Source organism: Neolewinella aquimaris, from assembly GCF_014197245.1.
GTDB classification, from domain to species: Bacteria; Bacteroidota; Bacteroidia; order Chitinophagales; family Saprospiraceae; genus Neolewinella; species Neolewinella aquimaris.
The window spans coordinates 1-22,462 of sequence record NZ_JACIFF010000004.1; the positions used below are offsets into that span (position 1 = coordinate 1).

Annotated in this window: 18 protein-coding genes; 8 read left to right on the top strand and 10 right to left on the bottom strand. The window is 60.2% G+C overall.

Annotated elements, in window-relative coordinates; all coding sequences use genetic code 11:
- Positions 1–176: 176 nt before the first annotated feature.
- Positions 177–917 (top strand): SpoIIAA family protein, encoded by a 741-nt coding sequence (locus tag GGR28_RS08750; protein ID WP_183495407.1) that lies wholly within the window; start codon positions 177–179, stop codon positions 915–917.
- Between the two features lie 4 nt (positions 918–921).
- On the opposite strand, the gene GGR28_RS08755 is transcribed toward GGR28_RS08750, so the two are convergent.
- A complete protein-coding gene (locus GGR28_RS08755; protein WP_183495408.1) occupies positions 922–2,223 on the bottom strand; it encodes an NAD(P)/FAD-dependent oxidoreductase in 1,302 nt (433 codons plus the stop codon).
- Between the two features lie 116 nt (positions 2,224–2,339).
- Here GGR28_RS08755 and GGR28_RS08760 point away from each other — a divergent pair, with 116 nt between their 5' ends.
- Positions 2,340–3,752 (top strand): Gfo/Idh/MocA family protein, encoded by a 1,413-nt coding sequence (locus tag GGR28_RS08760; RefSeq protein ID WP_183495409.1) that lies wholly within the window; start codon positions 2,340–2,342, stop codon positions 3,750–3,752.
- 64 nt (positions 3,753–3,816) lie between these two features.
- Here GGR28_RS08760 and GGR28_RS08765 read toward each other — a convergent pair whose 3' ends face one another.
- Together GGR28_RS08765 and GGR28_RS08770 are read right to left on the bottom strand one after the other, a co-directional pair.
- Positions 3,817–5,835: a putative porin gene (locus GGR28_RS08765; RefSeq protein WP_183495410.1), complete on the bottom strand. Its 2,019-nt coding sequence runs from the start codon at positions 5,833–5,835 to the stop codon at positions 3,817–3,819.
- A 105-nt stretch (positions 5,836–5,940) separates the two neighbouring features.
- Entirely contained in the window at positions 5,941–6,741 is an 801-nt protein-coding gene (locus GGR28_RS08770) for an enoyl-ACP reductase FabI (RefSeq protein ID WP_183495411.1), read from the bottom strand.
- A gap of 108 nt (positions 6,742–6,849) precedes the next feature.
- Between GGR28_RS08770 and GGR28_RS19190 the strand changes: the two genes are divergently transcribed.
- The gene (locus GGR28_RS19190) at positions 6,850–6,981 is read left to right on the top strand and encodes a hypothetical protein (RefSeq protein WP_262890757.1); all 132 of its coding nucleotides are present in this window, start codon (positions 6,850–6,852) and stop codon (positions 6,979–6,981) included.
- On the opposite strand, the gene GGR28_RS08775 is transcribed toward GGR28_RS19190, so the two are convergent.
- The 3 genes from GGR28_RS08775 to GGR28_RS08785 form a co-directional block, all read right to left on the bottom strand.
- A complete protein-coding gene (locus GGR28_RS08775) occupies positions 6,970–8,055 on the bottom strand; it encodes a hypothetical protein (protein ID WP_183495412.1) in 1,086 nt (361 codons plus the stop codon). The genes GGR28_RS19190 and GGR28_RS08775 overlap by 12 nt on opposite strands.
- Positions 8,056–8,126: 71 nt before the next feature.
- Positions 8,127–9,569 (bottom strand): rubredoxin, encoded by a 1,443-nt coding sequence (locus GGR28_RS19075; RefSeq protein WP_183495413.1) that lies wholly within the window; start codon positions 9,567–9,569, stop codon positions 8,127–8,129.
- Positions 9,566–13,105 (bottom strand): nitrate reductase, encoded by a 3,540-nt coding sequence (locus GGR28_RS08785; protein ID WP_183495414.1) that lies wholly within the window; start codon positions 13,103–13,105, stop codon positions 9,566–9,568. The genes GGR28_RS19075 and GGR28_RS08785 overlap by 4 nt, the downstream gene beginning before the upstream one ends.
- Before the next feature lie 188 nt (positions 13,106–13,293).
- Here GGR28_RS08785 and GGR28_RS08790 point away from each other — a divergent pair, with 188 nt between their 5' ends.
- The 5 genes from GGR28_RS08790 (at position 13,294) to GGR28_RS08810 (ending at position 19,072) form a co-directional block, all read left to right on the top strand.
- Entirely contained in the window at positions 13,294–14,577 is a 1,284-nt protein-coding gene (locus GGR28_RS08790) for an alginate export family protein (protein WP_183495415.1), read from the top strand.
- 145 nt (positions 14,578–14,722) lie between these two features.
- Positions 14,723–16,099 carry a CmpA/NrtA family ABC transporter substrate-binding protein gene (locus tag GGR28_RS08795; RefSeq protein WP_183495416.1) on the top strand — a complete coding sequence of 459 codons (1,377 nt, stop codon included), beginning with the start codon at positions 14,723–14,725 and terminating at the stop codon, positions 16,097–16,099.
- Positions 16,100–16,217: 118 nt separating this feature from the next.
- Entirely contained in the window at positions 16,218–17,318 is a 1,101-nt protein-coding gene (locus GGR28_RS08800; RefSeq protein ID WP_183495417.1) for an ABC transporter permease, read from the top strand.
- A gap of 66 nt (positions 17,319–17,384) precedes the next feature.
- Positions 17,385–18,257 carry an ABC transporter ATP-binding protein gene (locus GGR28_RS08805; RefSeq protein WP_183495418.1) on the top strand — a complete coding sequence of 291 codons (873 nt, stop codon included), beginning with the start codon at positions 17,385–17,387 and terminating at the stop codon, positions 18,255–18,257.
- Between the two features lie 11 nt (positions 18,258–18,268).
- Complete coding sequence (locus GGR28_RS08810) at positions 18,269–19,072, top strand: ABC transporter ATP-binding protein (protein ID WP_183495419.1); 804 nt, start codon at positions 18,269–18,271, stop codon at positions 19,070–19,072.
- Here GGR28_RS08810 and GGR28_RS08815 read toward each other — a convergent pair.
- The 4 genes from GGR28_RS08815 to nirD are packed head-to-tail and all read right to left on the bottom strand — an operon-like array spanning position 19,069 to position 22,455.
- Positions 19,069–19,725, bottom strand: coding sequence for a response regulator (locus tag GGR28_RS08815; RefSeq protein WP_183495420.1), 657 nt, complete (start codon positions 19,723–19,725; stop codon positions 19,069–19,071). The two genes, GGR28_RS08810 and GGR28_RS08815, sit on opposite strands and share 4 nt — an antisense overlap.
- A gap of 47 nt (positions 19,726–19,772) precedes the next feature.
- Entirely contained in the window at positions 19,773–21,467 is a 1,695-nt protein-coding gene (locus GGR28_RS08820) for an ATP-binding protein (RefSeq protein ID WP_183495421.1), read from the bottom strand.
- 3 nt (positions 21,468–21,470) lie between these two features.
- Positions 21,471–22,073, bottom strand: a complete 603-nt coding sequence (locus GGR28_RS08825) for a DUF4202 domain-containing protein (protein WP_183495422.1) — start codon at positions 22,071–22,073, stop codon at positions 21,471–21,473.
- A 16-nt stretch (positions 22,074–22,089) separates the two neighbouring features.
- Complete coding sequence (nirD, locus tag GGR28_RS08830; protein ID WP_183495423.1) at positions 22,090–22,455, bottom strand: nitrite reductase small subunit NirD; 366 nt, start codon at positions 22,453–22,455, stop codon at positions 22,090–22,092.
- Positions 22,456–22,462 lie beyond the last annotated feature (7 nt).

A 22,462-nucleotide genomic window follows, 5' to 3' on the forward strand; every position in this document is an offset into this window, starting at 1 on the left:
TTCGAGGATTTTTCAGGTATATACGGACGATTAGCCGAGCTCTTTGGCGTACAATTGGTCTGATTACGTGTACACCTTACCTGGGGAACTGCTGCTCCCGCCCCACGTTCGTCGAATAAGGTGGTGGATGCTAATCAATTAGCGGGGCCACGCAGTTAAGAAGAGAAAAACACTCAATGATCTCGGTTTTCCCGCTCTCCCAGGATAATATGCTCGGCTTCACCCTCGACGGTGAGGTGGATGAAGAAGGCATGCGCCGGCTGCTGATGGCCGTAGAGGCCAAGGTCGTGACCCACGGCCGCCTGCGCCTACTTGGCAACATCAAGAACGTAGGTGGCTTCCCCAGCTACCAGGCGTTCTGGAACACCATAAAGGCTAAAAAGGAGTTGCTGGACAAGATCGAGAAGTACGCCATCCTTACCGATCACGGGTGGCTGACTACCCTTTCCGGCGGCATCGACTGGATCACGCCGCGGATGGAAGTGAAGACCTTTCGCCTCGACGAGGGTGAGATAGCACACCGCTGGCTGAAGATCGACAAGGAGCCGCTGGTATCGAATGGAGTCAAGGAGATCGACCTCGGCAGCAGCCGGCTGTTAGGGCTGGCGATCGTGGGCAAGCTCAATACGGCCGATTACGACCGCATCAATGCGCTGGTAGAGGAAAAGGTCCGTCACCACGGCAAGGCCCGCATCCTGCTCGAGATCGTCAGCACGGACGGCATCAACGCCCGTACCCTCTGGGAAGACCTCAAGACAAGCATCAAGTACTATAAAGACCTAGAACGGGTGGCCATCGTGGGCGATCAAACGTGGCTCAAGACCAGCGTCAAACTAAGCGACCTTCTCACGCCCGGGCTCGACCTGGCCGCCTTTTCTACCGTAGAGCGCAACCGGGCAATTGCCTGGCTCGACTAGCCGCCTACCGGGCTTTGGCGGGTCGGATGATCAGTCGGAGGCTCTGATTGTAATTGATGTAGTTATACAGCCAGTTGAGGAAGACGAAAATCTTGTTGCGGGTCCCCAGGATCGCGAACAGGTGCACGATCAGCCACACCAACCAGGCCAGTACTCCGGCAAAGTGGAATTCGGGCTTCGGGATATCGACGACCGCCCTGCCGCGCCCGATCGTAGCCATGCTGCCCTTATCGCTGTAGTGGAACGGCTCCCACTCCTCGCCGCGTTCGTGGCGGTACCGGAGGTTCTTGGCCAGGTGTTCCCCCATTTGTATCGCTACCTGGGCCACCTGTGGGTGTCCCTGGGGGAAATCCGGCTCCTCCATGTAGGCTACGTCACCGATCGCGTAGACGCAGTCGGTACCCTTCACCCGATTGTGGCGGTCAACCGCCAGACGATTGCCGTAGGTGATGGCTTCTTCCGGTAGTCCGGGAATGGGTTGTCCCTTGATGCCCGCCGCCCAGATCACCTTCTGGGTGGCGATGGTCCGGTCGTCGTCGAAGGTTACGATCCGGCCGTCGAAGCCCGTCACCCGGCTATTCAGGAGGACCGTGACGCCCAAATCTTCGAGGTAGCGGAGCGCCTTTTCGCTGCTGTTGGCACTCATCCCTTTGAGCAGGGCATCCCCGGATTGTACCAGGTAAATGTCGAATTCCTCCTGTACAGCCAGTTCGGGGTAGTCTTTCGGGAGCACGTGCGTCTTCATCTCTGCGAGCGAGCCGGCCAGCTCCACCCCCGTGGCGCCGCCGCCGACGATTACGATGTCGACCAGTTCCTGCCGGTCGTCGTAGGCGGGGGTCGTGAGGGCATCTTCGTAGTCGTCGAGGATCGAGTTGCGCAGGTAGAGGGCTTCCGAGACCGATTTCATGGGCAGGGTACGGCGCTCGAGCTCCTCGTTTCCGTAGTAGTTGGTATCGGCGCCCGTGGCCACGATCAGGTGGTCGTAGTTGCAGTGGCCGAGGGGCGTCTGCAGTTGCTTGGCGGTGGTGTCGACGTGGGTTACTTCCGCCATGCGGATGTACAGGTCCTTGCGCCCCTGGAAGAGTTTGCGGAAGGGAAAGACGATGCTGCTCGGTTCCAGGCCCGACATGGCGACCTGGTAGAAGAGCGGTTGGAATTGGTGGTAATTGTTCTTATCGATCAGGACGACCTGGAAGTTGGCTTTGTTCAACTTGCGGGCCAGTTGCAGGCCACCGAAGCCACCGCCCACGATGACGACGCGCTCCAGTGCGCTTTCCGGAATGTTGATCTTGGTGGTTGGATCCATGCCTGCTCTAATCGGTTCCTTCCGAATAAGGTTCGCGGGCCGACGCGGCCTTCTGACCGATAATGGCGAAAAGGCATAGTTGCTTATCTTAACCGCACAATTAGCAATCAACGATTATGCCAAAACAAAGCATCTCCAATCGCCGGAGATTTCTACGCACCGCAGCCACCGCCGCTGCCGCATTCACCATCGTACCCCGCCACGTCCTCGGCGGAAAGGGTTTTAAGGCCCCGAGCGACACCCTCAACATCGCTGCCATCGGTGCCGGAGGCAAGGCCACCGGAACCCTTCAGGCGCTCATGAGTGAAAACGTCATGGCCCTCTGTGACGTCGACGACTCCCGCGCCGCCGAAACCCGCGGACGTTTTCCCAAGGCGAGCTACGACCGCGACTTCCGGGTCATGCTCGACAAGTACGGCAAGGACATCGACGCCGTAGTAGTGACCACCCCCGATCACATGCACGCGACGGCCGGCCTGGCCGCCATGAGCCTCGATAAGCACCTCTACATTGAGAAACCCCTGGCGCGTACCATCGCCGAAGTGCGGATGCTCACGGAGATGGCCAAATCCAAACCCCAACTCGTGACCCAGATGGGCAACCAGGGCGCCAGCGGGGAAGGAATCCGCAAAACCCAGGAGCTCTACGAATCCGGTGCGATCGGCGACGTACACACCATCTACGCGTGGACGAACCGCCCGATCTGGCCCCAGGGAGGTAAGGTGCCGACGACCACCGACCCCATTCCGCCCGATTTCGACTGGAACCTCTGGCTCGGCATCGCCGAAATGCGGCCCCACAATAAGGCCTACCACCCCTTCTCGTGGCGGGGCTACTGGGACTTCGGTACCGGCGCACTCGGCGATATGGGCTGTCACATCATCGATACGCCCTTCTACATTTTGGAACTCGGCTACCCCGAAAGCGCGGAGGCCAGCGTAGTGCAGGTGTACAGCCAGGACTGGGTGGCCGACTACAACCCCGGCACCGCGCCCCCGGCCTCGAAGATTCACGTCAAGTTTCCCGCACGCGGCAATAAGCCCCCCGTGGAACTGATCTGGACCGACGGCGGCATTCTCCCCGGTCGCCCCGAAGAGCTCGGCGTCGACGAACAGATGGGCGACGGCGGCAGCGGCATCATCATGGTCGGAGACAAGGGCAAGCTCATGGCCAACACCTACGGTCAGAACCCCCGCCTGCTTCCGACCTCCCGAATGGAGGAGTCAACCGTACCGGAAACCCTGCCCCGGGTCGAAACCTCCCACGAGATGGACTGGGTCAACGGCATCAAGGAAGGCTACCAGCCCAGCAGCCACCTCGGCAAGGCCGGTCCCCTGACCGAAACGATCCTCATGGGCAACCTGGCCGTACGCGGCTACGACTACCGCTTCCCGAAGGCGGACGGTACGGAGGACGAGTACGAAGTACGCGGCCGCACCAAACTGCTCTGGGACGGCGAGGAAATGAAGGTGACCAACGTCGACGAAATGAACGAATTCGTTGCGCCCACCACCATGCGCGAGTTCTAAAGCGATTACACTGGCTGAGAAGGCCGAGGGCACGGAGGATAACCTCCGTGCCCTTTTTCATTGCTTAATCAAGCATCCGCCAGCTGGCTCCCAATCGTAGTGCGGCATCCGGATAGGGATGTTCCGCCGTCAGGTAGAGGAGGCGATCCGGTGAGAGCAAGGTCTGCGCCTGAACGAACTTGACGAAGAAGCGAAACCTGGTCACCCGTAGGCTGAAAAACGGATCCACCTGTACCGAAAAATCGGTTGCCTGCCGGTCCTGCAACTGAAACTGCTGAAGTATCGGATTGTAGTAGTAGGGCTGAAAACCGGTGAAGTAGCGGACGTCGAGCCCAAGGTTGACGTTAAGCACCCCGAACCACTTACCGGCGTAGTACAGGCTGTGTTCCCCGTACACCCGGGGGAGCCGAAAGACCGACTGATCGGCCTCCTGGAGCAGGAGCCGGTTGTCGATGCGGTAGTTTCCCAGGGTAAAATTGCGCTCAGCCGTGAGCTGTACGATGCTGTTCGGACCGTCGCTCTGTACCGGCAGGCCGTCCTCGTTGAAGTAGATGTAGTTAGTCACGAGACTGTACGCCACTCCGGCCCGTATCCCGAGGAAGGGAAGCGTGTAGGCCCCCTCCAGGCGCAGCTCCAGCGTTTTGCCGAAGTCGCGGTCGTACAGTTCGCTGCCGTTCAGCAGATAGGTGCGCTGGACCAGGTCAGGGGAATAGAGCTGATTGACCGCCGATACTTCCAGTTTGCCCCCTACCCCCAAGTCGAGCGCTCCCTCAGCCGCAATGCGGTAATCTCCGATTTGGCCGACCAGGTTGAGCTGTCCGTCCACGAGCAGTTGCAGGCGATCGCTGGGCCGCAGACCGATGCTCGCCCGCGCCAGCACGATGTTGGCCGTGCTATCCCCCGTTTCCCTACCGACGCGGTGCAACTGGTGGATCAGGCCAACCTCCAGGAGGTCACGCTGCACGGTTTCCTTTCCCCCCGCCGTCGATCGTCGGAAGGTAGAGAAGCCCAGCTCGTTGCTGATGACATTGTGGGTGATGCGACTGCGCAGTCCGCGCGCGTCAAGGTTCAGCAGCGGAAAACGATTGTAAAAATTGCTGTCCAGGGCTACACGAAGGCTACTCATTCGGTAAGTCTCCTCCCGAATCTTGAGTTGGTGCTTGAGGGTGAAGGCCCGTCGCTCGCGACCCGAAAGCGTATCCATTGCCGCGCCAAACTGCAGGTATTGCGTAGCCGAAGCTTCCCGAAAGGCGTAGCGCACGTAAGTTTCCTCCAAAAAGGGAAGCTGGTTCTCTAGATTGTCGATCTCCCCGCCGGCGTCGGTCCGTGCATCGGCAATGCCGCCGTTCTGCTGATTTTCGAAGGTATTGGCCAGGTAGCTGAAGTACCCGCTGTACCGACTGCCCGGTGGCCGTACGGAGATTCCCGTTGCAACGGTGGTATTGCGCACGGCGGTCGAGGGATACTGGTCCTGGGTGCCCAGTTGGAAAATGCGGTCGTAATCGAGAAGCAGGTTCACCCCGTCGGCGAAGTTGCGGCTGAAGCGTGCCGTCAGGCGACCGTCGTTCTGTTCACTGCCCCGCAGATACCGCAGGTAGGTAAAGGGCCGCTCGAGACGGTAGAAGTCGAGTTCGTCCGCATCTACCCGGTAGAGATCGAATTGCCGCAGCCCTACCTCCAGCCCCTTACGGTGTACGGGGGTGTACCGAAGGGCGTAAGCCGCCGAACCGATTGCCCCCAGCGTCCCGTAATCGTAATCGGTCGCCCGGTCGGGTTCATATTGCTGAAATCCGTTCAGCAGACTATCCCTAAACGTTTCCTCCTGATTGGGATTATCTACCCTATAGATGAAGATCCCGAACGTATCCGGCAGGGTCTCCCGCTGGTCCTGGGGCCGCGCCCGCCGATCCGTCGCCTCGTCGTAATCCGGATCGCCGGGATCGAGCCGCCCCGTATCGCTCGGATCGATCACCTGAGCCTGTACCCCACGGTAGCAATCAGGACCGAGCACCAGCAACAACGCCAGCACCAGGCCTACCCGACACCCCCAACCCTTCCACCGATGACCTCCGTCTCTTATCATGCTCCTTACTCACGCACTGACCCTACCGATCCACCCAGAGAGTCTCCCCGAGCCACCGATCGTTGTACCCATACCCCAGCCCTAAAATACTATCCGACTAGAAGACTAACCGACCAACTTCGGATTCATCCCCATATTCGAAAATCCTCCGTCGTGGTAAAGGTTTTGCATCGTTACGTAGCGCGTATGGTCGCTGAAGAGGCTCGCACAGTACTCGCCGCAGGCGCGGGCGGTCGCGTTGCCGAGGGGCGACATCTTGTCGGCGTAGCCGAAAAATTCGTCGAAACCCTTTACGCCCTTCCCGGCGGTGGTCATGGTGGGCGACTGGCTGATGGTGTTTACGCGGACCTTATTCTTCTCGCCGAAGTGGTAGCCGAAGCTGCGGGCGAAGCTTTCGAGCAGGGCCTTGGATTCGGCCATCTCACTGTAGTCGGGGAAGGTGCGCTGGGCGGCGATGTAGCTGAGTCCCAGGATGCTGCCCCACTCGGCCATGTGATCGCCCTGGTAGAGCACCTGACACATCTTGTGAAAGCTGATCGCGCTGATGTCGAAGGTCTTCAGCATCCACTCGTGCTTGATGTCGGTGTAGCTTTTCCCCTTGCGTACGTTCAGCGACATCCCGATGGCGTGGAGTACGAAGTCGAGTTTGCCGCCGAGGATCTCCTCCGATCGCTGGAAAAGGTTTTCCAGGTCTTCCACGCTCGTCGCGTCGGCGGGAATGATCTCCGCGTTCAGCTTTTCGCCCAGTTCGTTCAGGGTTCCGAAACGCAGGGCGACGGGGGCATTGGTGAGGGTAAAGGTGGCGCCCATTTCGGCGCATACTTCGGCTACCTGCCAGGCGATGCTCTGGTCGTCGAGGGCTCCGAAAATTACGCCGCGTTTTCCGGCAAGTAGTTGGCTGCTCATGGTGGGTTGCTTTTTCTGGTGGCGGGCAAAGGTAGTAGATATACTACGCTTTTCAGTTTGCCCGGTGGACACTAACTTGAGCGTAAGTCTACCACCAAAATTTATACCATGGCAAAAGTCAGAAAAAAGCGCAAGCGTAATGCCGAATCCGCCCGGCAGACCAAACGGTTCTTCCTAATTACTGCGGCAATCGTGGGCGTTATTCTGTTCCTGATGTACCTGGTATTCTCACGAATTTGAGGCCACCCGGAGCCGCTCCGCAACCTTACCGATAACGGCAGGCAGCTGCTCCGACTCCATGATCCGATTGTGCACCACCACCGGGGTGATGAACCGGGGTACGCCCTCGCGACTGGCCGCCTGCACCCGCATATCGTACAGGTTCGCGGTCCGTACCACGTCGTAGCGGTAGCACTGCTTCTCGTTGTCGTAGGTCAGGGTGAAGTAAAATTCAAGGGGCAGGGGGCGTCCGATGAGCAGCAGTTGGGGAGCGTCCAGCATCAGGTTGTCGCCTTCCCGGGTGGGGCGAAACCGTCCGGTGAAGGAAGGGTACTCCCGAAATTCCGCCGGAATGCCGGCCGCCTTTAGCGCATCTAGGGCTTCAAACAGTTTGGTCCGGTTTACTTCCAGGGGGTCCGTTGGTCCCGACTCAGACTGGGTGGGGTGAGGGATCCAGCATCCGGCCGAGATATCCCGAAATTCCATCTGGCCAAGGGTCAATTTGTAGTCGAAGGCGGAAAAGGTGGGCGAGTAATAGCCCGGATAGTAATAGTCGTATTTCCATCGCTGGGCCAGATCCACCTCGAGTAGCATGGTGTAAATACCCAGGCTGTCCGCTGCGTAGGCCGGATCGTAAATTCCGGCTTTGGAGTAGACGACCCGCTGGCCAACGTCAAAGTAACTAAAGGCCACCAGTTTGTCGCCGTCGTAAATGCGGATCAGTTGGGTGTTAAGTACCCGCTGTCCCTCGTCGGTAATGACGTTATACTCCAAATCCGACCGCGTTTTTTCGGGATGGTGGGCCATGTAAAGCCGGTTGACCCGCAACAACTCCCCGTCGGGAATCTTGGCCCGTTCGTACACCGTCCTGAAGCGACGCTGGTTGCGGCGCATGAGCTTGCGGTGGCGTTTTTTGAAGGTAAATCCCCGGAGCGGCAACCGAATTTGCAGACAGCCGTGTAGCTCGTCGTCGTCGGTGCGCAAAAAATCGGAGGTATAGATCGATTGGCCGGTAGGTCGCCATCCGCGATCCAGGTATCCGTCCAGTTCGCCGGGCGCGATTTGCTTGGTAGGATGAATAATATGAGTGGCCAAGGGGCGGGGGGTTACTAATCGTCTGGGGCTAAACTATACTGGAGAACCCCGGAGGGTGTCCTATTTGTTTGTTAATGTACCCCTAATGTAAGTTGTATCGTCGTAAAACTGTCTTTTTCAGCACCACAAGTCCAACATCGGTAACCGACGGGCAGGTCCGCAAAGGGGGTGCCGGGCGCGATCTCGGACTCCGGTTCGCCCAGCGCGGGGTCGTAGACGCTCAGACACCGGCCGCACTGCTGCACGTCACGCCCCGGTGCCTGGCTTTCGGCCTGCGGCTTGCTCTCGATCACCTGTTCGAGTTGCTCGTTGAGCTGATCGAAGTACAGCTGACTGATCTCCACCATAAGCTCCGCCAACTCGGATCGGTCGACCCGCCTAGCGTACTCCGCATAGACCCGGGTGTTGGGATCGAAGTTGCGGGCACACTTTAGGGTATACAGTGGGCGCACCACGAATCCGTCGACGAATCCGGCACGCAGTTCCTCCCGCTCGATCACGATGCTGGTAAAGGGCACATCGCTTCCCCGACTGATGCCGAACGTGAGTCCGTAAGTGCTGATGTCCCGCCGATCGAATTCCCGCACGAGGTAGCGCTTCAGCTCGAGGGCATCACCATCGGCGACGGGCAGGTGCCAGTTCAGCTCCAGGCTACTGTGGCGGGCGTTGATGCCGAAGCGCCCGAGCAGTTTTTCCCAGCTGAGGCGCTCTCCGTCCGGGATGCCGCTGACGATGAAGCTTTTCCACGGCGTGATGCTGATCTTGCCGATCCGGTGCTCGAGACAGAGCTCGCAGGCGGCCGCCATGAAGTCGAGGGCGTACCAGTTGTTGCGCCAGTATAGCCCCAGCCAGTAGTGATCGGTGTCGAGGCGGTTCATGCCCTCGTAGTAGGGAAAGGGGCGGAAGGTAATGGCCAAGTCGCGCTGCAGGTCCCGCAGGTTGAGGTTCTCGTTTTCGTGCACGATGGCGATCACCTCCTCGAGATCTTCGGGGAGTTCCGCGGCACACAGGCTGCCCGCTACCCGGCCCAGGTCCCAGCCGTGAATGAGGGCGGGAAAGGTGCGCATCTCCGTCCATCCGGGTAGCTTGAGGTAGAGGTACCAGTAGTCTTCCTCGTCGGAGGCCACGAAGTTAAGGTGACCGGTAAAGAGGGGTACCAGCCGCTGCCGGGGATCGGTGAGATTGATCTCCAGCGGAGTGGGGAAGGAAAACTGTTCGAGGATGTAGAGGTAGGCGGAGCTGGTGAGCCAGGGCGTGGACGGAAAAATATCCGCAGCAACGTAGCTGCACATTATGTTGGCGTGGTGTCCGTTGGCCGGCGATTCCACCTGCAGGCGGGGGTACTTCCGTAGAATGTCAATCTGATCCGGACGCACCGGAAACAGAATATCCTGTCGCGAACCGAAGTGAATGCCGTCGAGCCCCAGTTCGCGGGCCAGGTCGATCACGGTGAGCAGTTCGCTGGGGGCCAGGATGCCGCCCCGGACAGAAACGCGGTGAAGGTCGGAGGTCATGTCGTTTGTAGTTGGTGGTCCAGGATGGTTTTTACTTCGGGTTTGCAGCTGCCGCAGCCGAGTCCGGCACCGGTCTGAGCCACGAGTTCGTCGAAACCATGACACCCCTTGGCGATAGCGTTGGTAAGGTTGCCTTCTCCGACGTTGTTGCAACTGCAGACCACGCGGCCCCGCAACGGCTCCCGACTGCTCCCCGAGCGCAGCAGTTCTTCCCGCCGGTCGCCAAGCTCCAGCCGGTCTTCGATGAGGGCGCGGTATTCGGCAAATTCGTTTTTATCGCCGATGAGCACCGCCCCGACGAGCCGGTCCTGGTACACGACGCACTTTTTGTAGTAGCGCCGGCTCAGATCCCGGAAGATCACCTCCTCGTAGTCGGGGTCATCGGGCGGCGGACTCACCTCGCCCAGACTGCACAGGTCGAGGTCCCGGAATTTCAGGATGTTCATCGGTACCGAGCCGCCGTAGGCGGCGGTGAGGTCGCCGGACAGGTAAGCGGCCAGTACCTGGGCCTGTTGTTCGGCCGCGGCGGTGATGCCGAAGCGCTTGCCCCGCCATTCGGCTACTTCGCCGATGGCGTGAATGTGTGGGTCGCTGGTGGTCAGCCGGTCGTCGACCTGGATACCGCCACCGCATTTCAGGCCGGCCGTGCGCCCGACCTCCAAATTGGGCCGGGTTCCGATGGCGTAGACCACCGCGTTGCATACTAGGGAAATACCGCTTTTAAACGTAACCCGCATTGCTCCTGCGTCCCCGCCCGCTTCTCCCTTCGGTATGCGGAAGATGGTGTCGACCTCGTTGCGAAAGTAGGTTTGAATGCCGCGCTCGCCCACGTCTTCCGCCAGCAAGTGACTGGCCGTTGGGTCGAGCTGCCGCTCCATGAGCCGGTTGCTGCGCTGGACGAGGGTAATGCGTACGCCGATGTCCTGCAGTGCCGCGGCAAGTTCCAATCCCAGCAAGCCGCCCCCCACGATCAGCACGTGTGCCTCCCGCGGCTGCTTGCCCAACTGTAAATAATCGCTGAGGCCATCCGCATCCTCGCGGCGGCGCATGGTGAAGACGCCCGGCAGATGAAGGGGAACGTCGCGGGGTACGAAGGGTCGGCTGCCCGTGGCGATGATGAGGCGGTCGTAAGTGTGGGCCTCCCCGGCGGCGGTGTACAGGGTGCGGTTTGCGCGATCGATGCGCTCGATTGAGGTTTCCAACTGCAGGTCGAAATCGAGGCGACGGCGCTCCTTTTCCCGCAGTTTTTCCAGCTGTTCCCAACTTAGGTGGTCGGTCACGTACTCCGGCAACAGGACGCGGTTGTAGAATGCGTGGGTCTCCTTGGAAAATACCGTGATGCGGTCGCGGGTATTCAGTTCCCGGTAGCGGGCGATGAAGCGGTAGGCAGCGGCCCCGGCTCCGATGACGAGGATATGCTCCCGGGGCTTTTGGTAGGCACGCACCCCCACGTGGCAAAACTTGAAGTTCGGTTGCTTGCTGTAGGGATCGACGGCGTCGTCGGTGAGATTATTGGCGCGCGTAAGGTCGGAACCGAGGGTTTTACCCCAGTGCATGGGCAGGAACACGACGCCCCGGCGCAGGTCGCGGGTGTAGCGGACCTTAACCCTCACCTCCCCTCTTTGCGAATGCACCACGGCAAGCTGGTCATTCTCCAGTTTCTCCGCGGCGGCGTCCAGCGGATGGATTTCGAGGTAGGGCAGGTCGATGTGTTTGCGCAGGCGAGCCACCTTGCCGGTACGCGTCATGGTATGCCACTGGTCGCGGATGCGGCCGGTAGTAAGGATTAGCGGGCGGTCGGGTGGCGCCACCGGAGGTGCATCGGCGTGGGATATGGTCGACATGAATCGCGCCCGCCCCGTCGGCGTATAGAAGCGGTGGTCGGTAAACAGGCGGGGCGTGCCCGGGTGAACGGGTGAGGGGACGGGCCACTGAAAGGTACCCTCGCGCTGCAGGCGGTCGTGGCTCAGGCCGCTGACGTCGATGCGGGTGCCGGCGGTCAGGCGGGCGTATTCGTCGTACACTTCGCTGACGTCGCGGTAGTCAAATCCAGAATACCCCATGCGGCGGGCGAAATCGATGATGATGTCCGCGTCTGGCCGTGCCTCACCGGGGGGTGCCACCAGGGGTTGGAGTAGGCTTACGCGGCGGTCGGAATTGGTCATGGTCCCGGTCTTTTCGAGCCAGCCGGCGGCGGGAAGCAGGAGGTCGGCGTAGTCGGCGGTGTCGCTGCGGTTGCTGATGTCCTGTACGACCACGAATTTCGCCCGCTTCAGGGCGGCGTCGGCCTGCAGGGCATTCGGCAGGCTCACGGAGGGGTTGGTGCAGATGATCCAGACGGCCTTCACCTTTCCGGTTTCCAGGCCGTCGAACAGCTGTGTTGCGGTCAGTCCGGGCTCCGCGGGAATTCGGTCGACCCCCCAGAAGCGGGCGATCTCCTCGCGGTCGGCGGGATTGGAAAGTACGCGGTGGGCAGCGAGCAAACTGGCCATGCCTCCCACTTCTCTTCCCCCCATGGCATTGGGTTGGCCGGTCAGGGAGAAGGGGCCGGCACCGATTTTCCCGATCTGGCCGGTGAGTAGGTGCAGGTTGATGAGGGCACCGTTCTTTTCCACCCCTACCCTGCTCTGGTTGAGGCCCATGGCCCACATGGAGAGGAAGGCGCGGGCGTCGCCGATGTAGTCGGCGGCCAGCTTAATTTCTTCCAGGGTCACGCCACAGGTTTTTGCGGCGGAGCGCAGGTGCAATGACTTCAGGATGCGCACGTAGTTTTCTCCCGCCTCGGTGTGCTGGCGGATAAACTCGAGATCCATCCGGTCCGTATCGTACAGCCGGCGCGCGATGGCGTGGTAAAGCAGCACGTCCGTACCGGGGACGATCTGTAGGTGGAGGTCGGCCAGGGCGCAGGTATCGGTACGCCGGGGGTCTACGACGATGACCTTCAGGTCGGGATAGACGGCCTTGCGGGCTTCGACGCGCCGCCAGATGATGGGGTGGCACCAGGCGGGATTGGCCCCGGCCACCAGCAGGCAGTCGGTATGATCGATGTCTTCGTAGCTCACCGGCACGGCATCCTCTCCCAACATCTTGGTGTAGGCCACGACGGCGGAACTCATGCAGAGGCGGGAATTGGTATCGATGTTGTTGGTGCCGAGGTAGCCCTTGACCAGCTTATTGACCAGGTAGTACTCTTCGGTAAGGCACTGTCCGGAGATATAGAAAGCTACGCTATCCGGTCCGTGCTCCGCGATAACCGATCGGAAGACGGCGGCCGCCCGGTCGATTGCCTGTTCCCAACTTACCCGCTGCAGGGGGTGGTCGCGGTGCAGGCGAAGCTGGGGGTAGAGGAGGCGGTCCGATTGGTCCTGTACTACGTAGTTAAGGGTTCGGCCCTTCGAGCACAACTGCCCCTGGTTGGCCGGGTGGTCGGGGTCGCCCTCGACGGTCAATCGGCCGTGCAAGTCACGGCGGGCGATGATGCCACAACCGACGCCACAGTAGGAGCAGGTGGTCTTTACTTCGGTTGCAGTGCCCATGGGGAAGGAATTAAAATACGTAGAAGCGTGACAATTATCTGGCCGTAAAGGTAGGCAAACCTAAGGAATGAAATAAAAATACTTAGTTAAATACGTATTTTATTACGTAGTTGTCTTGGAAGTACGTAGATTTGTACCATCGGACCTACAGGCAGGGCCGAGCTACTCTTCACTAGCCGCTTCTCCCTATGAAAACAATCGCCTACCTCTTCCTGCTTTTCGTCTGCAGCTCGCCCCTGCTTAGCCAGTTTAAATTGAGTGCCGAGGTGCGTCCCCGCACGGAATTCCGCAACGGCTTCAAGACCCCGCGCTCGACGGACAGCGACCCGGCCTTCTTCGTCGAGCAACGCAGTCGGCTGTACCTGGACTACGCCGAGGAGAAGTACACCTTCCGGCTTGTCTTCCAGGATGTTCGCCTGTGGGGGGAAGTACCCCAAATCTTCAAAAGCGAGAATGGAAACACCTTCCTGAGTGAAGCGTGGGGACAGTACAACGTGAGCCCCCGCTTCTCGGTCAGGGCCGGGCGTCAGGTCATCAGTTACGACAACGAGCGTATTCTGGGAGGTCTCGAATGGGCCCAGCAGGGGCGGCGCCACGATGCCCTGCTCCTCCAGTTCGAGGACGAAAAGAAGGTGAATCGCCTTCACGTCGGCCTGGCCTATAATGCCGACGACGACCGCCCCGAGCCCGTCTACCTCCAGGCACCCGCGGCAAACTTCTACTCCGTAAGCGGTAATTACAAAAGCCTGCAGTACGCTTGGTTCAACCGCACCTTCGCGGAAGAAAAAGGAACCGTGTCGCTCCTGGCCCTGAACGCGACACTGCAGAACGCCGATTCCACCCACTCCAATAAGCAAACCCTCGGCACCTACCTCAATTACCGGGCCGGCAAGTTCACCCTCACCGGCGACCTCTACGCCCAGACCGGCAGCCAGAACGGTCAATCCGTTGGCGCCCTGCTGGCGGGCTTCAGTGCCACCTACCCCACCAAAGCCACTCCCCTCACCCTCGGCGTCGAGTACATTTCCGGCAAGGACGATACCGACGAAACCGGCCGCGTCACCTCCTTCATGCCCGACTACGGCACCAACCACGCCTTCAACGGACTGATGGATTACTTCTACGTCGGCCCCGCCAACGGCACCGTAGGCGTCACCGACCTTTACCTGAAAACCAAGTGGAAGCTGGGATCCGCCGCCCTCCTCGCCCACGCTCACCACTTTCTCACGGCCTCCGAACAACTGGACGCAGCCGGCGATAAACTGTCCGCCTCCATGGGCACCGAGATCGACCTGGTGTACGTCCGCCCCCTCGCCACCGGCGTCACCCTCCACATCGGCTACTCCCACTTACTCGGTACCGAGACCCTCACCGCCCTCCGCCCCGGCAACGAAAAATCCAACAACTGGGCCTGGACCATGCTCACCTTCAAGCCCACCCTCTTTGAATCCGACGCCAAAAAGAAGAAGTAATCGTCGATAATCGTCGGCCGGTCGCGAGCTCGTCCGCCGACTAAGGTTCCCAGGCCCAACCGCCAAATAAGCCAACCCCCCGTCTTTCGGCGGACGAGGCTCGTGCCTCGCTCGGCCGACGAATAAAAACCCAAATGCTAAATCAATGAAGTACCTACTCCTACTCCTGCTCCCCCTTGCCCTCCTCCTCAACTCCTGCGGTGAAAGCAACGCCCAGACCAGCACCGTCGCCGAAGGCGCACCGAATATGGCCAAGTTTGCCGCCATCGAAAAGCCCCAGCTCACCTTTGGCTTCATCAAGCTTACGGATATGGCCCCGCTAGCGATCGCGAAGGAACTCGGCTACTTCTCCGACGAGGGACTGTACGTCACCATCGAGGCGCAGTCCAACTGGAAGAACATCCTCGACCGCGTCATCGACGGCCAGCTCGACGGAGCCCACATGCTGGCCGGACAGCCCATCGCCGCCGGAGCCGGATTCGGACGGCAAGCGAAGCTGATCACCCCCTTCAGCATGAACCTCAACGGCAATGCCATCACAGTAAGCAACGAGGTGTGGGACAAAATGAAACCCCACGTTGCCATGGACGACAGCGGCAAGCCGGCCCACCCTATCTCCGCTGCCGCCCTCGCCCCCGTGATCGAGGAGTACCGCAACGCCGGCAACCCCTTCAAAATGGGCATGGTCTTTCCCGTCTCCACCCACAACTACGAACTCCGCTACTGGCTGGCCGCGGCCGACATCAACCCCGGCTTCTACACGGCCGATAACATCCAGGGACAGGTCGACGCCGAAGTGCTCCTCTCCGTTACGCCCCCGCCCCAGATGCCCGCAACCCTCGAGGCCGGCACCATCTACGGCTACTGCGTGGGCGAACCATGGAACCAGCAGGCCGTCTTTAAGGGCATTGGCGTACCGGTCGTCACCAACACCGACATCTGGCAGAACAACCCCGAAAAAGTCTTCGCCCTCCGCGCGGATTTCGCTACCAAGTACCCCAATACCACCAAGGCCATAACTAAGGCTCTTATCCGCGCCGGCCGTTGGCTCGACGACCCCACCAATCGCGCCCGGGCCGTCGGCATCCTTTCCCGCCCCGATTACGTCGGCGCCGACTCCGTCGTCCTGGCCAACTCCATGACCGGCACCTTCGAATTCGAAAAAGGCGACAAACGCGCCATGCCCGACTTCAATGTCTTCTACAAGTACCACGCCACCTTCCCCTTCTACTCCGACGGCATCTGGTTCCTTACCCAAATGCGCCGCTGGGGCCAGATCCCCGAAGCCAAACCCGCCGACTGGTACCACGAAACCATCGCCGACATCTACCGCCCCGACCTCTGGCGCCAGGCCGCCCAGGAACTCGTCGCCGAGGGCATCCTCCCCGCCACCGACCTCCCGGACACCGACGGCTACAAGCCCCCCACCTCCGCCTTCATCGACGGCCTCCCCTACGACGGCAAAGACCCCATCGGCTACCTCAACAGCTTCAACCTCGGCAATAAGGACGGTGAATTGTAGGGGTGTTGAGTTGTTGAATTGCGCGCAACCCAACAACCCTACAACCCAACAACTCCCTCCTCAATCCTTCCCCCCCCTTCAATCCCTCACCCCTCCCCCCCTCAATCCCTTCCCCCCCATGGGCCACCCCACCACCACCCCCGTAGCACCCGCCCCCCGGGCCACCTTCGCTACCCTCGCAAAATTTCTGCCCCGCCGGGCCAAACTCGCACAACGGCTACCCGATACCGCCCGCACCCTCGGCATTTCGCTGGCTTCGATGGCGGTGTTCCTGCTCGTGTGGCAACTCAGCGCCAGCTACCTGTACGGCGTGGAGGCCGAAGCGCGCATCGAACGCACGACACAAGAGCAGGGCGGGGACGCAGGAGCGGAGATGGCAGCCTGTATCGCCTCCGGTAACGTGAGCTGTAAACCCAACACCCTGCCCTTCCCCAGCGAAGTCGTTCGGGCAGCGGGGCTTTTGCTGGCCGACCACCGGGCCATCCGGGCGAAGAAAGCGGAGTTCCAAGCCGAAACGGAAGCCGTCAATGCCGCCCGCAGTGCGCAGGGCCTGTCGGCGATCACCTATACCGGCCGTCCCTCCTTTGTTGATCAGATCGGTACCAGCCTGAAGACCGTCGTGGTCGGCTTTCTGATTTCCCTGCTGATCGCGGTTCCGCTCGGAGTCGTCATCGGACTCAACAACAACCTGCGCATCGCCTTCAACTGGATGATCCAGGTCTTCAAGCCCGTCTCACCGGTGGTGTGGCTGCTGCTGGTCTTCATGATCGTCAAGACCCTCACCCTGGGCTCCGACACCGATACGTCTTTCCTCATTTCTTCCATCAGCGTCGGGCTGTGCGCCATGTGGGCCACCCTGGTCAACACCAGCGTCGGCGTATCGTCGGTCAATAAGGACTACATCAACGTCGCCCGCGTCCTTAATCTCGGCATCGGCAAGAAGATATTCAAGGTCATACTGCCCTCCGCCATCCCGATGATCTTCACCGGCATGCGCATCACCGTCAGCGTCGCCTGGATGGTCCTCATCGCCATCGAACTGCTCGCCCAGAGTCCCGGCCTCGGCTCCTTCGTCTGGGAAGAATTCCAGAACGGCGGCTCCGACTCCAACGCCAAAATCCTCGTCGCCATGTTCGTCATCGGCCTCGTCGGCTTCCTCCTCGATCGCCTCATGTTCTACGTCCAGCGCCGCGTCTCCTTCGAAACCGTCGTCGCCTAACCCCCTCACCCCTTCAATCCCTCAATCCCTCAATCCCTCAAACCTTCACCCCCTCACCCCTCCCCCATGACCCCCATCATCCAATTCCGCAACGTCAGCCACTGGTACGGAGAGGGCGCTTCCCGCACCGAGGTACTTTCCAACATCAACCTGACGGTCACCGAAGGTGAGTTTCTGGCCATCGTCGGCTTCACCGGCTCCGGCAAGACGACCCTGGTCAACCTTATGACGGGCCTGCTGCAACCGAGCGAAGGGGAGGTGCTCTATCGCGGCAAGCCCATCACCGGCCCAGCCCCCGAGCGTGGGATCATTTTCCAGAATTATTCCCTGCTGCCCTGGTATACGGTCTACCAAAATGTGGCCCTCTCGGTTAATGAGGTGTACTCCGCCTGGACGAGCGACCAACGCGACGCCCACATCCGGAAATTCGTCGAGATGGTCGGCCTGTCCCACGCCATCGATAAGCATCCCGGTGAGCTGAGTGGTGGCATGCGGCAACGCGTCTCGATCGCCCGCGTCCTGGCCACCGATCCCGATCTGCTGCTCATGGACGAGCCCCTCGGTGCCCTCGATGCCCTCACCCGCGGCAACCTGCAGGATGAGATCCTCCGCATCTGGAGCGCCAACCAACGTACGGCAGTCCTCATCACCAACGACGTGGACGAAGGTATTTACATGGCCGATCGCATCATCCCCCTCGACCCCGGACCCGCCGCCGGCCTCGGACCGGAATTTAGCATTGCCCTAGACCGTCCGCGCGACAAGACGGCCATGAACCACGACCCTCACTTCAAGCGGGTACGCACCGACATCCTCAACTACCTCGTTGCTCTCGGTGAATCGGACCGGCCCCAACGCGACGAATCCCTCGCCCTGCCCGCAATCCAACCCATTAAACCCGGCAGCCGCAGCTTCGTGTCTAAGTGGCGCCGCGCCTAAATTTAACGCCCATGTCTACCCTGCCCCCTACCGCTCCCTTTTCCCTGCGGGACGTCGTCCTGGATTTCCGTGACCTGACCAAAATTTACCCTACCCCGACCGGGGAGTACGTCGTCCTGGAAAACCTGCAATTGCAAATCAAAAAAGAAGAGTTCGTATCCATCATCGGACACTCCGGCTGCGGCAAGACCACCCTGCTTACCATGATCGCAGGACTCAACGACATTTCCCGGGGTGAGATCCTCCTCAATGAGTTTCCCATTGACGGACCCGGTCCCGACCGCGGCGTCATCTTCCAGTCGCCCAGCCTCCTGCCCTGGATGACCGCCCTGGAGAACGTCAGGCTCGGCGTCGAACAAGTGTACCCCCACGGCACCCGGAAGCAGAGAGAAGATATTTGCAAGTATTACCTGGACAAGGTCGGTCTCGGTCAGGCGCTCCACCGCCGGGCGTCGGAGCTTAGCCAGGGCATGCAACAACGGGTGGGTATCGCGCGTGCTTTCGCCCTCAAACCCAAAATCCTATTGCTCGATGAACCCTTCGGCATGCTCGATTCCCTCACAAGGGCCGAGCTTCAGGACGTGCTGCTCGAAGTATGGGAGAAGGAAAAGATTACTGCCATCCAGATTACTCACGACGTCGACGAAGCAATCTTCCTGGCCGATCGGGTGATCATGATGACCTCCGGCCCCCGCGCACAGATTGGGGATATTCTGGAAATTGATTTTGCCCGGCCCCGGCTGCGAAAAGACATCCTGCGGCATCCCGACTACTACGGATACCGGGAACACCTGATCGGATTTTTGGAGCACTAGAGCAGTCCCAGCTCCCGGACCCGGCGATTGAGTTCGCTGCTGTTGCTCACGCCGAGCTTCTTCATCATATTGAAGCGGTGGGTTTCGACGGTACGGCGGCTCAGCTCCAACTGGTCAGCAATTTCTTGGTTAGTGGCACCCTGTAAAATGATGGGAAGAATCTGTCGCTCGCGGCGGGTCAGCACCACGTCTTCCTGAGCGGTAGCCACGGGCGTATTCCGTGATCCCTCCGGTTTCGTCAGTTGTCGAATCAGGATATTGGAGAGGTCGCCGCTGAAGTACCGGTCTCCCCCGACGATGGTGTGTACCGCCCGGAGAAATTCTTCCCGGCTGGCATCTTTGAGCAGGTACCCGAAGGCACCGGCATCGATCGACTGAAGTACGTATTCCTCGCTGTCGTGCATGGAAAGCATGAGGCAGGGGGTAGGATCTCCGTCCCGACGAAGCTTACGAACGGCATCGATCCCGTTTAGCTTGGGCATCCGGATGTCAACGATGGCTAGATCGGGCTTCACGTCCCGTATCAACTGTAGCATCTCCTCGCCGTCGTTTGCCTCACCGACAACTTCGAGGTCGGCATCGTCTTCGAGCAGCCGCCGAATACCATCGCGCACCAGCGCATGATCGTCGGCGAGGAGAATTTTAGTTGGCATAATCGGTACGGGGTCTTTAGCAGGCGACAAAATACAGGATTACCCGTTTAGCCGCTGCCGAGGGGTACGTTGATGGTGATCCGCGTACCCGTTTCGGGAGAACTGCGAATAAACAACCTCCCCCGGAGTTGGGCGATACGGTCCTCCATTGAGGCAAGTCCCAGACCGGAACCGTCGGTGCGCGACTTCACGGTTTCCGGATCGAAGCCCCGCCCATCGTCGTCTACGGTAATGCTCACCAACTCCTCACCGGCCGACAGGGTCACGAGGATGTAGTTGGCACCGGCGTACTTGATGGCGTTGTTGACGGCCTCCTGGGTGATGCGGTATAAATTGAGTTCGGCGGCGGGGGACAGCTTGGCACTAAAGTTGTCGTTTTCAAATACGACCCGTTCACCGGTAAGCCGGCTGAGCTCGCGGGCCATTCGTTCGAGGGTAGCGGCCAGTCCGTAGTCACTGAGCTCGGGCGGGCGCAGGTTAAAGGTGGCCATTCTGACGCCCCGAATGATCTCGCCGGCAAGTTCCTTGAGGCGATCCAGATCGGCGCGACTTCGCTCGGGGTCGTCCAGTTTCATACTCTCCAGACTGAACTTGAGGGCGGTCAGGTTTTGTCCGACTCCGTCGTGCAGGTCACGGGCTACCCGCAAGCGCTCCTTTTCCTGGGCCTCCGTCGTCTGCTGGGCGCGCTGCAGCACCCGCTCCTTTTCCTTGGTAATCTGTTGTTCGGTGAGGGTGCTGAGCGCATCCCGGGCCATACGGTTCTCGGTGACGTCCGTTGCTAATACGAATAGGTCGACCTCCGCTCCAGCTCGGCGCGCCGGCAGAATGCTCATCTCTAGGTAGCGTACCGCGCCGGCCCGATCCGTCAACTGCCATTCCCCACGCCAGGGAGTGACCGTGACGTTACGGAGCAATTCGGCCATCCGGATCTGCCGCCCTTCGTTGCGGTTGAGTACCTGCGCGAAGGGCCGGTTTGCCACCGAGGCTTCGGGGTCGAGGAGGTCGCGGAATTTTTTACTGAGGTGAATGATCGTCCCGTCCGCGCGCAATGACGCAAAGAGAGCCGCTTCGTCGATGGCGCTATTAAGGGCGTAAAGTTGGCGTAGCGTGGCATTTTTTTCGGTGACCGCATCCTCCGCCGCCGCACGGGCCGACTCCTGTGCCCCTCGTTCGGAGTCGATGCGCTCAAACTGTCGGCGCACAAAGTGACCGATCGGGCGAAAAATAAAGATCAGTTCGAGCAGCAAAATCCCCAGGGTGAATACGGTTAGCCACCGGTTTACCTGTTGCAAGCGATTGACCTTGCGCGTTGCCGCAACCGATAGGTGGCCCACAATGGCATCCATGCTGACCAGGAAATCTTCGGAAAGTCCGTTCACTGTATCGACACGATCTCGCGTATTCGAACTAGCTACCTGCGAGAGTACCGCAACGAGGGTATCGAGCGTACGCAGGCTATCCAAAACGGGTTGTCCGGCCAGTTCCGTTTTGAGCCACTCGTGCCGGTCCTGCCAGGCGGCTATTTCGGTGGCTACGGCAGGTTGTTCGAGCGCCACCATCTTAGCGATACGCTGACTGAGCATCCGCTGCCGTCCGGCCACGTTGATGATCTCGGCGTCCTTCTTTTGATCGATGAGGAATCCGTCGACCAGCAACAACTCCCCCACTAGCGACAGGGCAATGAGCGAGAGGGCCAACAGGTAGGCGCGGCGGAGTCGGGAGAAGATGCGGTTCTCTCCCATTGCCTACGATATTTCCATCGCCTCACCCACCATGGCACGGACGGCCGGGGGCAGGTCGGAGGCAAGGGCAGCTTCCTTACCCCGCTCCGACATTTTCCGCAGGGTCTTGTGCAGGATGTCCACCACCTTTTCGCGGGGATGCTCCGCGGCAAACTCCGCCGCGTAATACTTCAGGAACACGATGCAGATCACATCTTCCAGGGTCTGGGTATCCTCATCCCGTTTGAGGCGTTTTTTCTGCAGGAGGAACGCGACGCGGTCGAGTACTTCGTCCGTATATCCGACCGCCGAAAGGAGCTCCCTGGCCCGTTCCGCGTGAAATTTCTTCAGGTCTTCCCGCCACCGCAGGTAGCCCGTCCGGTCCATGGGGTAATCTTCCCGCGGGCTTCGCCAGCGTTCGAGGTGTTGGGCGCGGGCGGCGAGGCGCAGGGGCAAGGGGGCATCGGGAGAAAAGCGGTCCAATTCCTCCGTCATCCGGCGGGCATAGAGGAGTTCGTAGGGCACCTCGTCCCCGCCGGTCGCAACGTGACGGGGGTCGGCCGCATTGGCGGCATCGAGGGTGGCGAAAGCGGCGGCAAGTTGTTTTTGTTGATCCGGTGCAGGCATGCGGGAAAGGTACGGGCTAATCGATAAAACCGACGTACACGTCCCCCCCTTCAATTCGCACGGGAAAGACGGCTACGGGGGGGCAGTCGCCGTTGAGGTTCTCCCCGGTTTCGAGGCTAAAGGTCCGTTTGTGCAGGGGACAGGCCACCTTAGGCACGCCATCCTGCTCGCCGATGAGGCCGCGCCCCAGTACGTTTTCCAGTTTATGGGGACACAGGTTCTGGCAGGCGTACCACCGCTGGGTGCGGTTGAAGTAAAAAACGGCGATCTGACGCTGACCGTACTTGATGGTCGCGCCGGCCCCCACGGGAAACTGATCGGTGCGCCCGGCGCGGAACCAGGTAGTCACTTGATTGGGAAGGATGGTTTGGTAAGCGGTCATAGGTTCA

What these genes read in the sequence shown, in the direction of transcription:
- GGR28_RS08750 (WP_183495407.1), top strand. Translation starts at nt 177, where the DNA reads ATGATCTCGGTTTTCCCGCTCTCCCAGGATAATATGCTCGGCTTCACC.
- GGR28_RS08755 (WP_183495408.1), bottom strand. Translation starts at nt 2,223, where the DNA reads ATGGATCCAACCACCAAGATCAACATTCCGGAAAGCGCACTGGAGCGC.
- GGR28_RS08760 (WP_183495409.1), top strand. Translation starts at nt 2,340, where the DNA reads ATGCCAAAACAAAGCATCTCCAATCGCCGGAGATTTCTACGCACCGCA.
- GGR28_RS08765 (WP_183495410.1), bottom strand. Translation starts at nt 5,835, where the DNA reads ATGATAAGAGACGGAGGTCATCGGTGGAAGGGTTGGGGGTGTCGGGTA.
- GGR28_RS08770 (WP_183495411.1), bottom strand. Translation starts at nt 6,741, where the DNA reads ATGAGCAGCCAACTACTTGCCGGAAAACGCGGCGTAATTTTCGGAGCC.
- GGR28_RS19190 (WP_262890757.1), top strand. Translation starts at nt 6,850, where the DNA reads ATGGCAAAAGTCAGAAAAAAGCGCAAGCGTAATGCCGAATCCGCCCGG.
- GGR28_RS19075 (WP_183495413.1), bottom strand. Translation starts at nt 9,569, where the DNA reads ATGACCTCCGACCTTCACCGCGTTTCTGTCCGGGGCGGCATCCTGGCC.
- GGR28_RS08785 (WP_183495414.1), bottom strand. Translation starts at nt 13,105, where the DNA reads ATGGGCACTGCAACCGAAGTAAAGACCACCTGCTCCTACTGTGGCGTC.
- GGR28_RS08790 (WP_183495415.1), top strand. Translation starts at nt 13,294, where the DNA reads ATGAAAACAATCGCCTACCTCTTCCTGCTTTTCGTCTGCAGCTCGCCC.
- GGR28_RS08795 (WP_183495416.1), top strand. Translation starts at nt 14,723, where the DNA reads ATGAAGTACCTACTCCTACTCCTGCTCCCCCTTGCCCTCCTCCTCAAC.
- GGR28_RS08800 (WP_183495417.1), top strand. Translation starts at nt 16,218, where the DNA reads ATGGGCCACCCCACCACCACCCCCGTAGCACCCGCCCCCCGGGCCACC.
- GGR28_RS08805 (WP_183495418.1), top strand. Translation starts at nt 17,385, where the DNA reads ATGACCCCCATCATCCAATTCCGCAACGTCAGCCACTGGTACGGAGAG.
- GGR28_RS08810 (WP_183495419.1), top strand. Translation starts at nt 18,269, where the DNA reads ATGTCTACCCTGCCCCCTACCGCTCCCTTTTCCCTGCGGGACGTCGTC.
- GGR28_RS08815 (WP_183495420.1), bottom strand. Translation starts at nt 19,725, where the DNA reads ATGCCAACTAAAATTCTCCTCGCCGACGATCATGCGCTGGTGCGCGAT.
- GGR28_RS08820 (WP_183495421.1), bottom strand. Translation starts at nt 21,467, where the DNA reads ATGGGAGAGAACCGCATCTTCTCCCGACTCCGCCGCGCCTACCTGTTG.
- GGR28_RS08825 (WP_183495422.1), bottom strand. Translation starts at nt 22,073, where the DNA reads ATGCCTGCACCGGATCAACAAAAACAACTTGCCGCCGCTTTCGCCACC.
- nirD (WP_183495423.1), bottom strand. Translation starts at nt 22,455, where the DNA reads ATGACCGCTTACCAAACCATCCTTCCCAATCAAGTGACTACCTGGTTC.